Origin of the sequence: Atlantibacter sp. RC6, assembly GCF_014193285.1 — a bacterium.
Classification (GTDB): domain Bacteria; phylum Pseudomonadota; class Gammaproteobacteria; order Enterobacterales; family Enterobacteriaceae; genus Atlantibacter.
Map to the genome: position 1 here is coordinate 921,641 of NZ_JACHZE010000001.1, position 13,409 is coordinate 935,049.

Annotated in this window: 13 protein-coding genes and 1 pseudogene; 5 read left to right on the forward strand and 9 right to left on the reverse strand. The window is 57.8% G+C overall.

All coding sequences use genetic code 11. From position 1 onward, the window contains the following. Positions 1-169 precede the first annotated feature (169 nt). Positions 170-1,697 (forward strand): annotated as a pseudogene (yfcC, locus tag FHW74_RS04365) (putative basic amino acid antiporter YfcC). 52 nt (positions 1,698-1,749) lie between these two features. On the opposite strand, the gene yfcD reads toward yfcC, so the two are convergent. Genes yfcD through yfcF form a run of 3 tightly spaced genes read right to left on the reverse strand, consistent with a single transcriptional unit; the run spans position 1,750 to position 3,613 of the window. Further along, positions 1,750-2,304, reverse strand: coding sequence for an NUDIX hydrolase YfcD (gene yfcD / locus FHW74_RS04370; RefSeq protein WP_183169311.1), 555 nt, complete (start codon positions 2,302-2,304; stop codon positions 1,750-1,752). Positions 2,305-2,358: 54 nt separating this feature from the next. Continuing rightward, entirely contained in the window at positions 2,359-2,910 is a 552-nt protein-coding gene (gene yfcE, locus FHW74_RS04375; protein ID WP_183169312.1) for a phosphodiesterase, read from the reverse strand. Between the two features lie 58 nt (positions 2,911-2,968). After that, entirely contained in the window at positions 2,969-3,613 is a 645-nt protein-coding gene (gene yfcF, locus FHW74_RS04380; protein ID WP_183169313.1) for a glutathione transferase, read from the reverse strand. Between the two features lie 129 nt (positions 3,614-3,742). On the opposite strand from yfcF, the gene yfcG reads away from it, so the two are divergent. From yfcG to FHW74_RS04395, 3 genes are all read left to right on the forward strand, one after another. Continuing rightward, a complete protein-coding gene (gene yfcG / locus FHW74_RS04385) occupies positions 3,743-4,372 on the forward strand; it encodes a GSH-dependent disulfide bond oxidoreductase (protein WP_183169314.1) in 630 nt (209 codons plus the stop codon). Between the two features lie 77 nt (positions 4,373-4,449). Next, on the forward strand, positions 4,450-4,812 hold the full coding sequence (gene folX, locus FHW74_RS04390; protein ID WP_183169315.1) for a dihydroneopterin triphosphate 2'-epimerase: 363 nt from the start codon (positions 4,450-4,452) through the stop codon (positions 4,810-4,812). A gap of 18 nt (positions 4,813-4,830) precedes the next feature. After that, positions 4,831-5,724 (forward strand): TIGR01777 family oxidoreductase, encoded by an 894-nt coding sequence (locus FHW74_RS04395; protein ID WP_183169316.1) that lies wholly within the window; start codon positions 4,831-4,833, stop codon positions 5,722-5,724. Between the two features lie 32 nt (positions 5,725-5,756). On the opposite strand, the gene FHW74_RS04400 is transcribed toward FHW74_RS04395, so the two are convergent. The 3 genes from FHW74_RS04400 to dalD form a co-directional block, all read right to left on the reverse strand. Then, entirely contained in the window at positions 5,757-7,037 is a 1,281-nt protein-coding gene (locus tag FHW74_RS04400) for an MFS transporter (RefSeq protein ID WP_183169317.1), read from the reverse strand. A 70-nt stretch (positions 7,038-7,107) separates the two neighbouring features. Beyond that, complete coding sequence (xylB, locus tag FHW74_RS04405; RefSeq protein WP_183169318.1) at positions 7,108-8,574, reverse strand: xylulokinase; 1,467 nt, start codon at positions 8,572-8,574, stop codon at positions 7,108-7,110. A gap of 10 nt (positions 8,575-8,584) precedes the next feature. After that, positions 8,585-9,979: a D-arabinitol 4-dehydrogenase gene (gene dalD / locus FHW74_RS04410; protein WP_183169319.1), complete on the reverse strand. Its 1,395-nt coding sequence runs from the start codon at positions 9,977-9,979 to the stop codon at positions 8,585-8,587. A gap of 192 nt (positions 9,980-10,171) precedes the next feature. On the opposite strand from dalD, the gene FHW74_RS04415 reads away from it, so the two are divergent. Then, on the forward strand, positions 10,172-11,119 hold the full coding sequence (locus FHW74_RS04415) for a sugar-binding transcriptional regulator (protein ID WP_183169320.1): 948 nt from the start codon (positions 10,172-10,174) through the stop codon (positions 11,117-11,119). 51 nt (positions 11,120-11,170) lie between these two features. Here the strand turns inward: FHW74_RS04415 and hisP are convergent, their stop codons facing one another. From hisP to FHW74_RS04430, 3 genes are read right to left on the reverse strand one after another with little or no spacing between them, the layout of a single operon-like run. Continuing rightward, entirely contained in the window at positions 11,171-11,944 is a 774-nt protein-coding gene (gene hisP / locus FHW74_RS04420; protein ID WP_183169321.1) for a histidine ABC transporter ATP-binding protein HisP, read from the reverse strand. Between the two features lie 11 nt (positions 11,945-11,955). Continuing rightward, on the reverse strand, positions 11,956-12,672 hold the full coding sequence (gene hisM / locus FHW74_RS04425) for a histidine ABC transporter permease HisM (protein WP_183169322.1): 717 nt from the start codon (positions 12,670-12,672) through the stop codon (positions 11,956-11,958). After that, the gene (locus FHW74_RS04430; RefSeq protein WP_183169323.1) at positions 12,669-13,355 is read right to left on the reverse strand and encodes a histidine ABC transporter permease HisQ; all 687 of its coding nucleotides are present in this window, start codon (positions 13,353-13,355) and stop codon (positions 12,669-12,671) included. Before FHW74_RS04430 ends, hisM begins: the two co-directional genes overlap by 4 nt. Positions 13,356-13,409: the final 54 nt, after the last annotated feature.

Genomic DNA, 13,409 nt, shown 5'->3' on the forward strand with positions numbered 1-13,409 from the left:
TGGCTTGAGCCTCTTAAATCCGGAAACAGCGCCTGTTTCCGGATTTTTTTATCTTTAAAATCAGCCATTAGCAACATCAGATTTGTTAATTTTCCTGTTCGCCGTCAATGAATAGCTATTCGTGTGTTTGCATAATTACCGCTTTGCCAGGCAACAGGGATAGTGTGTTATATCTGCAGTCACCGAGTCTCACTCTCAGCCAGCCAGAAAATGGGCAATGCCCGATACACTGGTCATTATTTTTATCGTCGCCATCCTGACCAGCTTTGCTACCTGGGTTGTCCCGGTCGGCATGTTTGATAGCCAGGACGTGCAGTACCAGGTCGATGGCCAGACCAAAAACCCGCAAAGTTGTCGATCCGCACTCGTTTCGTATCCTCACCGATGACGCGGGTGAACCGCAGTATCATCGGGTACAGTTTTTCAGCACCGGCGATGAGCGTCCCGGCCTGATGAATTTTCCTTTCGAAGGCTTAACGTCTGGCTCCAAATTCGGTACTGCCGTGGGGATCATCATGTTTATGCTGGTGATTGGCGGCGCGTTTGGCATTGTGATGCGTACCGGCACCATCGATAACGGCATCCTGGCGCTGATCCGCCACACCCGGGGTAATGAAGCGCTGTTTATTCCGGTACTGTTTATCCTGTTTTCGCTGGGCGGCGCGGTATTCGGTATGGGTGAAGAGGCGGTGGCGTTCGCGATTATCATTGCGCCGCTGATGGTCCGGCTCGGGTATGACAGCATCACCACGGTGCTGGTGACCTACATCGCCACCCAAATTGGTTTCGCCAGTTCGTGGATGAACCCGTTTTGCGTGGTGGTAGCTCAGGGCATTGCCGGTTTACCGGTGCTTTCCGGTTCAGGGTTGCGCATTGTGGTGTGGGTCGTTTCCACGCTGATTGGGCTGCTGTTCACGCTGGGCTACGCCGCGCGGGTGAAGAAAAATCCGCACCTGTCGCGGGTCTACGAATCCGATCGGTTTTTCCGCGAGCAGCAGGAGGACGTGGTTAAACGCCCTTTCACCCTCGGTGACTGGCTGGTGCTGCTGGTGCTAACCGGCGTGATGGTCTGGGTGGTCTGGGGCGTTATTGTCAACGCGTGGTTTATCCCGGAGATCGCCAGCCAGTTTTTCACGATGGGGCTGGTGATTGGCCTGATTGGCGTGGCGTTCCGGCTCAATGGCATGACGATTAATATCATGGCCTCCTCGTTCACCGACGGCGCGAAAATGATGATCGCCCCTGCCCTGCTGGTCGGCTTTGCTAAAGGCATTCTGCTGTTGGTCGGCAGCGGCGAGGCGGGAGAGGCCAGCGTGCTGAATACCCTGCTCAGCAGTATTGCGCACGGTATCAGCGGGCTGGATAACGCCGTTGCCGCCTGGTTTATGCTGCTGTTCCAGGCGGTGTTTAATTTCTTCGTCACGTCAGGCTCAGGCCAGGCGGCGTTGACCATGCCGCTGCTGGCGCCGCTGGGCGATTTGGTGGGCGTAAACCGTCAGGTCACCGTGCTGGCGTTCCAGTTCGGGGATGGATTCAGCCATATCATCTACCCTACGTCAGCCTCGCTGATGGCGACGCTTGGCGTTTGCCGGGTGGATTTCCGTCACTGGATAAAGGTGGGCGCAACGCTGCTGGGGCTGCTGTTTATCATGTCCAGCGTGGTAGTGATTGGCGCGCAGGTGATGGGCTACCATTAAATGGGGATTGGATTGCCCTCGCCAGATCTTGCGAGGGCGTCACGCGAGGGGACTATTCGGTCTCTTCCTGCTGCTCTTTTTTAGCCGATTCATTTTTGGCGTTGCGGGTCATCCACAGCGCCAGCGCTTTCAGGGAATCCGGGGTGAACTCATCGCAGCGCGCGGTGATCTCCTCCGGCTCCATCCAGCTGACTTCGCTGACTTCTTCTTCCTGAAGCGCGAAGGGGCCGTGGGAGACGCAGCTAAACAAACCGCCCCACACCCGGCAATGCTCATCTTCAAAATAGAACATACCGTGCTCGGCAAACGGCACGCCCGCAATGCCCAACTCCTCTTCGGCTTCGCGACGCGCGGAATCCAGCATCGCTTCTTCTGACTGCACCACGCCGCCCGCAGTGGCATCCAGCATGCCGGGCAGAAAATCTTTGTTTTCGGTACGGCGCTGCACCAGAATTTTGCCCATTCCGTCATGCACCACGATATAGGTGGCACGATGTCTCAGGCGTTCAGCACGCATCTGCTCACGACTGCACTGGGCGATCACTTCATTGTCTTCACTGACAATATCGACCCATTCCGTCCCCGCCAAATGATTCTGCTCAACCATTAGAAAACCTTTTAGAGAAGCGCTCTCGCGGCGCATATGTAGTAAGTGGGTAAATTACGGGGTAATTGCCATCTGCGCAATAACCCGGCAATCATCCAGCGTCTGAACGCTCAGAACACCATCATCCAGCATGCCGAAGCTGGGGGCAAAACCCCCTTTGGGTATGCTCACCGACCCCGGATTGAACAACAGACAGCTTTCGCCCTGTTGCGCCACCGGGATATGAGTATGACCATACACAAACACATCACGTTCACTTAAGGGTGGCAGATTTTCCGGCTGCCAGAGGTGCCCGTGGGTTAAAAAGAGCCGTTGCTGCGCCAGCAGCACCTGCTGCCAGGGGGCGGTAATCGGAAAATGGAGCAGCATCTGGTCCACTTCGCTGTCGCAGTTACCGCGCACCGCGATGATCCGCGATGCATACGCATTAAGTTTTTCCGCGACCTGCGCCGGCGCGTAACCGTCGGGCAGCGCGTTGCGCGGGCCGTGATTCAACAGATCGCCCAGTAAAATCAACCAGCTTGCGCCGCTCTGTTCAAACAGCGCCAGTACGCGTTCCGTGGCGGGTAGAGAACCATGAATATCTGATGCGAACATCAGTTTCATCATTCACCTCATAAGCAAAATTTCCGTATCAGCATCATAGCCGATCCCGTAACGCTTATCAGCCCACACGCTTAGCAGAGAGTGCCACATAACGCTGTACCGATGCCCGCTGCCACTGGAAGGTGGCGTAGTCCGCCAGCGCTTCCGGCACCGTATCGCCATTCAGCACCAGCCGGTTGAGCATCAGCGCCAGATCGGCATCGGCGATGCACCATTCGCCAAACAGGTTTTGCCGGCCGTCGCGCAACAGAGAACCGGCGATGGCAAACAGCTTCTGCGCCGCGGCCTGCCCCGCCGGGCTTAACGGGGGACGTTTCGCCCCGGCGAACACCACGTCGGTCGCGCGCTCTTCGCGGATCGGCATCAGATCGCTGCGCAGCCAGGCCTGCACCTGGCGCGCCTGGGCGCGTTTTTCCAGATCGTGCGGGTAGATACGCTCCCACACCGGCGGCGCGAAGCGTTCTTCAAGATATTCATCAATGGCGGAGGATTCGCTGAGCAGGAAGCCGTCAATCTCCAGCAGCGGCACGCGGCGGGTCAGATTGAACCCCTGCCAGTCGGCCTGCTGGTGCTGTCCGCTATCCAGATCGACGGTTTTCAGAGAGAAGTTGAGCCCCTTTTCCTTCAGGGCGACATACACAGACATCACGTACGGGCTGAAATAATTGGCATCGGACCAAAGTGTTATCACGGGCTGGCTCATAATTCCTCGCATCTTCTGGACGTTTAACCAAAAACTATCCTGGAAATACCCGTCTGTCATCTGATGAAAATGCCTGCTGTCACTATACTTTTTAGTTGAGCCATTCATGACGTCATTTCGGGAGCGGTTATGATCGATCTGTTTTATGCCCCAACGCCAAACGGCCACAAAATTACCCTTTTTCTTGAGGAAGCGGGCCTGGAGTATCGGCTGCATCGGGTGGATATCGGCAAGGGTGAGCAGTTTCGCCCGGAGTTTCTGGCGATCTCGCCGAACAATAAAATCCCGGCCATTGTCGACCATAATCCGGCGGACGGCGGCGCGCCGCTCAGCCTGTTCGAATCCGGCGCGATTTTGCTGTATCTCGCCGAAAAAACCGGCAAATTCCTGAGCGGAGAACTGCGCGAACGGGAGGCCACGCTACAGTGGCTGTTCTGGCAGGTAGCAGGATTTGGCCCGATGCTCGGCCAGAATCATCACTTCAACCATTTTGCGCCGCAGCCGGTGCCCTACGCCATTGAGCGCTACCAGGTAGAAACCCAACGTCTGTATGGCGTCCTGAACAAGCGGCTGGAAAAATCCCCGTGGCTGGGCGGCAACCACTACAGCATTGCCGATATCGCGACCTATCCGTGGGTGGCGTCGCACGAGCGCCAGCGCATCCCATTGGAGAATTATCCGGCGGTGAGCAACTGGTTCGAACGCATCCGCAACCGCCCCGCGACGCTGGCGGCATGGAAAAAAGCGGAGGTGGTCTAACTCTGACGCAGCGCGCGTGGGCGAGACGGCGGCGGCAAGGTATGATAGCGAGGCAGAATCATTATGGAGAGAGTTTCATGTCACAGCCGGACGCCATCATCCGCATCAAAAACTTACGCCTGCGCGCCTTTATCGGCATCAAGGAAGAAGAGATCGCCAACCGGCAGGATATCGTCATCAATGCGGCGATCCACTACCCCGCCGAGAAGGCGCGGACCAGCGAAGACATTCAGGACGCGTTAAATTATCGCACCCTAACCAAAGCCATCATTCAGCACGTCGAGAATAACCGATTCTCTTTGCTCGAAAAATTAACTCAGGATGTGCTCAATATCGTACGGGAACATCACTGGGTCACCTATGCTGAAGTGGAGATCGATAAACTTCACGCGCTACGCTATGCCGACTCGGTGTCGATGACCATGAGCTGGCGGAGCTAAGCGCAACCGGGAGGTTGCATGAATATTCTGGTTACCGGCGGCACCGGCCTGATTGGCCGCCATCTGGTGCCACGGCTGTTGGCGCTGGGGAATAACGTGACGGTCGTGACGCGCGATCCGGAAAAAGCGCGCACCCGGCTCGATCAGCGTGTCAACATCTGGAAAGGCCTGTCCGACGCCCAGGATCTGGATGAGTTCGACGCCGTGATTAACCTGGCGGGCGAGCCCATCGCCGATAAACGCTGGACTGCGGCGCAAAAACAGCGGCTGTGCCAGAGCCGCTGGCAAATCACCCAGCGTCTGGTCACGCTGATTAAAGCCAGCGATAACCCGCCATCGGTGCTGATTTCCGGGTCGGCCACCGGTTATTACGGCGATCTCGGCGAAGTGGTGGTGACGGAAGAGGAACCGCCGCATAACGAATTTACCCATAAGCTGTGCGCCAAATGGGAGCAGATCGCCTGCCAGGCGCAAAGCGATAAAACCCGCGTCTGCCTGTTGCGCACCGGCGCGGTGTTCGCCCCGGAAGGCGGAATGCTGGGGAAAATCGTGCCGCTGTTCCGCGCCGGTTTGGGTGGGCCGATGGGCAACGGGCGTCAGTATCTGGCCTGGATCCACGTCGACGATATGGTCAACGGCATTCTCTGGCTGCTGAATAACGATTTGCGCGGGCCGTTCAATATGGTGTCGCCGTACCCGGTACGCAACGAGCAGTTCGCGCATACCCTGGGCCATGTCTTAAGCCGTCCGGCAATTCTGCGCGCTCCGGCTACCGCCATTAAGCTGATGATGGGCGAATCCGCCGTGCTGGTGCTTGGCGGGCAGCGGGCGTTGCCGAAAAAGCTTGAGGAATCAGGGTTTGGCTTTCGCTGGTTCGATTTAGAAGAAGCGCTGCATGATGTGGTGCGGTGAATAACAGGGGCCGCCATGGCGGCCCCTGAAGATTAAATACGCTGTTGCGAATAGCCGTCTGAAGCCTCCACCGCTTTCGCGGCCCGTTTGGGCTGCGGCACCTTGATGATAAAGGTCAGCACGCCAGCGAAGAGATACAAACCGGTGTACGCCCATACCACGCCGACAATATCGAAAAACGGCAGGATCAGCGATGCGATAGCAGGTGCGACAAAGTTACTCATGCCCGCCGACAGGTTATAAATTGAAACCGCAGCGCCTTTATGGTGCGGCTCAAGCGTAGGAAACACCGCCGTCATCGGCACAAAGGCGGCGACGAAAATCCCCAGCAGTACCGCCGGGATCAGCGCTATCGCAAAATTGTGGCCCGCCCACATCGGCAGGTAATAAAACGACAGGCTGGCGATGGCCATGCCCAGACAGCCGAACCACCGTACCTGGCGGATCCAGCCGATATACTCGCCCATAATTCCCCAAAAGATATTGGTGAAGATGGTGACAAAGAAGAACACCGCCCAGATTTGCAGCCATTCCGAGATGGTGAACCCCAGGCGATCGACAAACAGCAGCGGCATGACAATCGCGAAGCCGAACAGCGACAGCGTGTTGATAATGCGAATAAGGCAAGCGTAGAACACGTTCCGGTTGGTAAACAGGATCGTCACCGCCCGGGAAAGCTCGGTCATTTTCTCTTTCATCGGCAGATTCACCCGCGAGCGATCCACCGGCACGTTGCGCAGGCTGATCAGCGCAATGACGCCACCCATAGCCACCCAGCCAATCGCCATCCACAGCGTGCCGGTTTCTCCCATCATTGGAATGGTAAAGCTCGGCAAGTAGCTGCCGACCACGCCGATACCCACCGAGTACATTGCCCAGAACCAGCCGGTCGCCGCCGCCAGTTTCTCACGCGGCAAGACCTGCACCAGCATCATCATGAATGAGTAGATGAACAGCGGATAGGCCAGGCCGCGAATACCGTAAAACAGCAGCATCAGCGGATAATTGCGCATCCCGAGCCCCAGCGCCATAAACAGCGCGTGCATCACGCACCACAGCACAAAGCCGATCGCCATGGCTTTTTGCGGAGTGATCAGTTCCGCCACGACGCCGGAAGCCCAGGCCGCCAGCGCGGCGGCAAAACCGTAAACAGCAAATACCATCGCCGACTGTGCCGGACTGAATCCCATATCGGTAATGTGTTTTGACAGAAACGCCATCTCAAAACCATCGCCGCTCATAAAAATGGCGATAGCGATAAAACCCCACAGCAGATATTTGGGTAAACCAAACCAGTATTGTTGCGATTGCATCACAATCTTCCTCTTCACAGGGTACAGGGGCCAGGCGTCGGTGTCCGCGCCTGGCATTTATCATCATCAATCAGGGTAAGAGCGCGCGAGCCTGACGCTGCTGCTGATACAGCAGACGGAACAGCGCGAGGCGTTTTTCCAGCCAGCCCTGACGCGCGCTGGCGGGTTCGAACGTTTGCTGAACGGGCGGTTTACGGCAGACCGTTTGCTCATCAGCGCCGCAGGCCAGCCAGGCTAACCGCGCCGCGCCTAAGGCCCCCGATGAGCTGGCCGGATGGGTGACAACGGTGACGTCGAGTACGTCGGCTATCAACTGCGCCCAGAGCGTGCTGCGCGCGCCGCCGCCGGTCAGGCTGCAACGGGTGATGGTTTCCCGGGCGTCGCCCAGCACATCCATACCGTCCGCCAGGCCGAACGCCACGCCTTCAATCACCGCATAGCCCAGCAGCGCACGGCGCGTTTCATGGCGCAGGTTGAAGAAACTGCCGCTGGCCTCGGGGTCGTTATGCGGTGTCCGCTCGCCGCTCAGGTAAGGTAAGAACAGCGGCGCGCGCTGTTTCTCCTCTTCGGTTAACAGCGCCATCTCGTCCATGAGCTGGCTTTCCGTTACCCCAAGCAGATTGCATACCCAGCGCAGGCAACTGGCGGCGCTGAGCATCACGCTCATCTGATGCCAGCGTCCAGGCAGCGCGTGGCAAAAAGCGTGCACGCCCGAGGAGGGATCGGCCTGGAGCGCGTCATTGACCACAAATATCACCCCAGAGGTGCCAAGTGAGATCAGCGCATCGCCAGGATTAACCGCGCCAACGCCTACCGCCGAGGTGGCGTTGTCGCCGCCACCGCCAGCAATCACCACGTCCGCGCTCAGGCCCCATTCGCTCGCCAGCGCCGCATCCAGGGTGGCGCTGGCTTCGCTGCCTTCCACCAGGCGCGGCATCTGCTCGCGACGCAAATCCGTTGCCGCCAGCAATGCGTCAGACCAGTCGCGTTTTGCCACGTCAAGCCATAGCGTGCCTGCCGCGTCGGAGGGATCGCTCACGAACTCGCCGGTTAAACGCCAGCGCAGATAATCTTTCGGCAACAGCACCTTATCGATCTGTTGAAAAATATCGGGTTCATGGCGCGCCACCCAGGCCAGTTTCGGCGCAGTAAAGCCCGGCATGATCATATTGGCGCTGAGGGTCATGATCTCCGGATGGCGCTCGCGCAGATCGTCGCACTCCCGGTGACTTCGCGTGTCGTTCCACAGGATGCAGGGGCGCAGCACCTCGCCCTGTTTATCCAGCAGCACCGCGCCGTGCATCTGGCCGGACAGGCCAATGGCGCGGATCGCCGCCCAGGCTTCCGGCGCCTGCTGGCGCAGCGCCGCCACAACCTGACAGGTAGCCTGCCACCAGGCGTGCGGATCCTGTTCCGCCCAGAGGGGATGCGGGCGCTGCACGGTCAGCGCGGCATGTTGCGCAGCGACAATCTCCCCCTGCTCATTAATCACCAGCGCTTTCAGTTCTGATGTGCCGATATCGATTCCCAGATACATAGCGCCCCCGTTACGCAGTCAGCGGTTGTGCGGTGGTTTCGTTCACCCAGGCTTCCATCCGGGCGACGGTACGCACCATCAGCGCATGAAACGCGTCGTTACCCGCCAGCTCCGCGAATAACGCCTCATCCGAGGTAAAGGCTTTCAACGGATCGGAACCGGCAAACAGCGCGCGGAGAGTGTCGGGCTGCATGACGCCATCCTGATACTCATACGGCAATTCCCCCTGCGCCCAGCGTTGCAGGAACAGGTAAAACAGCGCCGGGAGTACCGCGCTGGCCTGCGGCTCGCTGCCGCGCGCGTAGCACTGGATTAACGTCGGCGTGACCATGCCGGGGATTTTTGACAGCCCGTCGGCGGCGACGCGCTGGTTGGTATCTTTGATATGCGGATTGCTAAAGCGCGCCAGCACCACATCGCGATAGTCGCCTAAATCAAGCGGGCTGGGGGTCAGGGACGGGATCACGTCCTGAGACACGTATTCCCAGGCCAGCTGGCGGATCACCGGATGGCGGGTGCTGTCGTCGATGTAAGAGAGCCCAATCAGCGTTCCCGCCCAGGCGATGCAACTGTGGGTGGCGTTAAGGATGCGGATCTTGGCCTCTTCCCAGGGCAGTACCGAATCGACCAGCTCTACGCCGACCGTCTCCAGCGCCGGGCGTCCGGCGATGAAATTATCTTCAATCACCCACTGAATAAACGACTCGCCCATGACCGGCACGGCGTCCTGGATACCCGTTGCCGCCGCGACGCGTTCCGCCACGTCCGGCGTCGGGCGCGGCGTGATGCGGTCAACCATAGTGTTGGGCGAGGTGGTATTGGCGCTCACCCAGTCATACAGCGCCGTTTCCTGCTTTGCTTTCAGGAATGAAAGGAAGCCGTGGCGAAAGCGCTCGCCGTTATGACGCAAGTTATCGCAGTTCAGCAGAGTGACTGGCGCGCCGCCCATCTCAACGCGGCGTTTCAGGATGCGGGTGAGCGCGCCGTAAAGGGTACGAATACCGCCCGCTAAATCTGCTTTCACGTCTGCCTGAGTGAGATCCAGTTCATGTTCTGGCGTCAGGTAATAGCCGCTTTCGGTGACGGTAAATGCGATAACGCGGATTTGTGGATTTGCGCCCTGCTCTACCAGCGCGCTGATTTGCACGTCCCACGGCAGCACGGTCTTAATAGAGGAAATCTGTTCGTAGTGGCGTTCGCCCTCAGGCGAAACGGTTTCCAGCACATAAGCGCCCTGCTGCTTGTCCAGTTGCGTAAGCAGGGCGCTGGCGTCATCGCGAATATTCCCCAGCGCAATACTCCAGCTATCGTCGCCCTGCTCGCGCAGTTTGTGTAAGTACCACGCCTGATGAGCCCGATGGAAAGAACCGGCACCAATATGCATCCACACGCTTTGATTATTCATACACACCCCGAACTGAGTATTTGCCAATTGAATGAGCATTTGCCCGTTTTAAGTATGTTAGTCGCCAGTACGCGATCCGTTCCGGGAGTCGCGTCACAAAATCAGTCTTTTGCCCAATTCAATGGCAATTGCCCATTTTTGATATTTGCGCCGGCGCGATACACTACGCACAGTTGAATCAGGGATTACGCTATGAGCAGAGAAGAGAAAAAACAGGAACAGGCTGCGCGGGCTGCATGGATGTATTACGTGGCGGGGCTGACTCAGCAGGAGATTGCCAAAACCCTGGGGTTATCCAGGCAGGTGGCGCAACGCCTGATCTCCTCGGCGCGCGAACAGGGCATGGTGAGCGTGAAAATCGCCCATCCCGTTACGCACTGCCTGAAGCTGGCAGCGGCATTGCAGGAAAAATTCGGCCTGTCGCTGTGCCGGGTGGTGCCCTCCGCCTCGCTGGATAACGAGGCTATCCAACAGATGCTGGCGGTCGAAGGCGCGGAAGTGATGTCGCAATATATTGCTGACGAGCAGCCACAAGTATTTGGCATCGGTTCTGGCAAAACGCTGCGGGCGATCATTGATGCTCTGCCCTGGACCGAACGGCCACAGCATCACTGCGTTTCCATGATCGGAGCCATCGCGCGCGACGATTCCGGTACCCGCTATGACGTCCCGCTGCGCATGGCGGAAAAGATGCAGGGCAAATATTTTTTCATCCCCGCGCCGCTGTATGCGGATAATCCGGATGATAAAAAAATGTGGTGCCAGCATCAGGTTTATCAGCGCGTCGCCGCGCGGGCGCTGGATGCCCACGTCGCTTTTCTTGGCATCGGCGACGTCTCTGTCGGCTGCCCGCTGAATGCGGAAGGATTTATCACCGACGAGCAGGTACACAGCCTTGAGAAACGCGGTGTGGCAGGTGAAATGCTGGGCCATTTTTTCGATCATAATGGCGAGCGTATCATCGGCGAACTGGATGCGCTATTAACCAGCGTGCCGCTGGAAAGCCACACCACGCGCTCGATCATTGGCTTTGCCGGCGGCGAAAAGAAATATCCCGCCATCAGGGCGGCGCTGCGCGGTGGCTGGGTGTCCGGATTAGTAACCGACGAAGCCAGCGCGCTCAAGCTGCTGGACGAATAGCGCATGAACGGGAAAGCGCCGGATACGGGCTTTCCCGTTAACAGACAGGCGTTACTTCAGTGAGCCTTTCAGGAACTGTTGCAGGCGCGGGCTTTGCGGATTGTTAAACAGCTCGTCCGGCGCGCCCTCTTCTTCGATTTTCCCCTGATGCAGGAAGATCACATGGCTGGAGACGTGGCGGGCAAACTCCATTTCATGGGTCACCACCACCATGGTTTTGCCCTCTTCCGCCAGCTTCTGCATGATGCGCAACACTTCACCCACCAGCTCCGGATCCAGCGCGGAAGTCGGTTCATCGAACAGCAGTACTTCCGGCTCCATGGCTAACGCGCGGGCGATGGAAACGCGCTGTTGCTGGCCGCCAGAAAGATGCACCGGATATTTCCCCTGGGCGCGGGCATCGATACCCACTTTCTCAAGGTATTTCACTGCGCGCTCGCGGGCTTCCTGCTTGCTCAGCCCCAGCACCTGCACCGGCGCTTCCATGACATTTTCCAGCACCGTCATGTGGCTCCACAGGTTGAAGTGCTGGAACACCATGGTCAGACGGGTACGCAGCAGGCGCAGCTGGTTTTTATCCGCAACCTTCAACTGACCGTCTTTGTCGCGCACCAGGCCGATATTCTGGTTATTCACCACGATGGTGCCTTCGCTCGGTTTTTCGAGGAAGTTGATGCAGCGTAAAAAGGTACTTTTACCCGAGCCTGAGGAACCGATGATGCTAATCACATCCCCGGCGTTGGCCTTAAGCGAGACCCCTTTAAGCACTTCATGCTCGCCGTAGCGTTTGTGCAGGTCGGTAACGTTTAATTTATTATCAGACATTCGTGGGCCACTCAGTGCGTAGAAGCAGGTTTAACATGCCCTAACCAGCGACGCTCCGCGCGGCGGAACAGGCTAATCAGAACATAGGAAATAATCAGGTACAGTACCGCCGCGATGCCGAAGGCGGTAAACGGCTGGTAGGTCGCCGAGTTAATATCGCGGGCGATTTTCAGCAGATCCGGCACGGTGGCGGTAAACGCCAGCGCCGTGGAGTGCAGCATCAAAATCACTTCGTTGCTGTAGGCCGGCAGCGCGATACGCAGCGCCGATGGCAGAATAATGCAGCGGTACATCTTAAAGCGCGAAAAACCATAGGCGCGCGCGGCTTCGATTTCACCGTGCGGTACCGAGCGGATCGCCCCGGCGAAAATCTCGGTGGTGTAGGCGCAGGTGTTGAGCGTCAGCGCCAGCACGGTACAGTTCAGGCCGCTGCGGAAAAACGCGTTCAGCAGTTCGGTGCCCTTCACCACTTCCAGGGTGTACATCCCGGAGTAAAACACCAGCAGTTGCACGTACAGCGGCGTACCGCGGAATACATAGGTGAACAGCCAGATGGGGAACTGGATAAATTTATTGCTGGAAACGCGGCCAATGGCGAGAAACACCGCCAGGATACCGCCCATCACCACCGAAGAAATCAGCAGCCACAGGGTGATCGCCACCCCGGTAAAACGATAACCGTCGGTCCACAGCAGGGATTTCCAGTATTCCTGAATAATCTCGATCACAGGTCAGCCCTCTTCACACCCACGGTATAACGACGCTCCAGCAGCAGCAGGACGCCGTTGGAAACGGTGGTAAACACTAAATAGATCACACCGCAGACCACGGCGAAATAGAACGGCTCCCAGGTACTTTTCCCGGCAAGCTGAGTCGCCTTAACCACGTCCTCCAGCCCCAGCAGCGAGACCAGCGCGGTGGCTTTAAGGATCACCTGCCAGTTATTGCCGATCCCCGGCAGCGCAAAGCGCATCATCGCCGGGAATAGAATGCGGCGGAAAGTCTGCGCGTTGGTAAATCCAAAGGCGGTAGCGGCTTCGATATGGCCTTTCGGCACCGCCATAAACGCGCCGCGAAAGGTTTCGGTGAAGTAAGCGCCGTAGATAAAGCCCAGCGTGATAATACCGGCAACCATCGGATCGATATCAAACTGCGCCAGACCCAGCGCGTCGGTCACGGTATTCAGGGCGATTTGCAGCCCGTAGAAAATCAGCAGCATCAGCACCAGGTCGGGAACGCCACGGATCAGCGTGGTATAGGCTTCAAACAGCAGCCCCAGCGCGCGGTTGCGTGACAGCTTTCCCGCCGCACCCGCCAGGCCAATGAGCACCGCCAGCACAACGGAGCTCAGCGCCAGTTCAAGCGTGACAATAGCCCCTTGTAAGATAACTTGTGAAAACCCATACAGCATGGTGCTTATCCTGTGATCAATGTCTGTCTTATATGAGAGCCTGACGGGTTAACC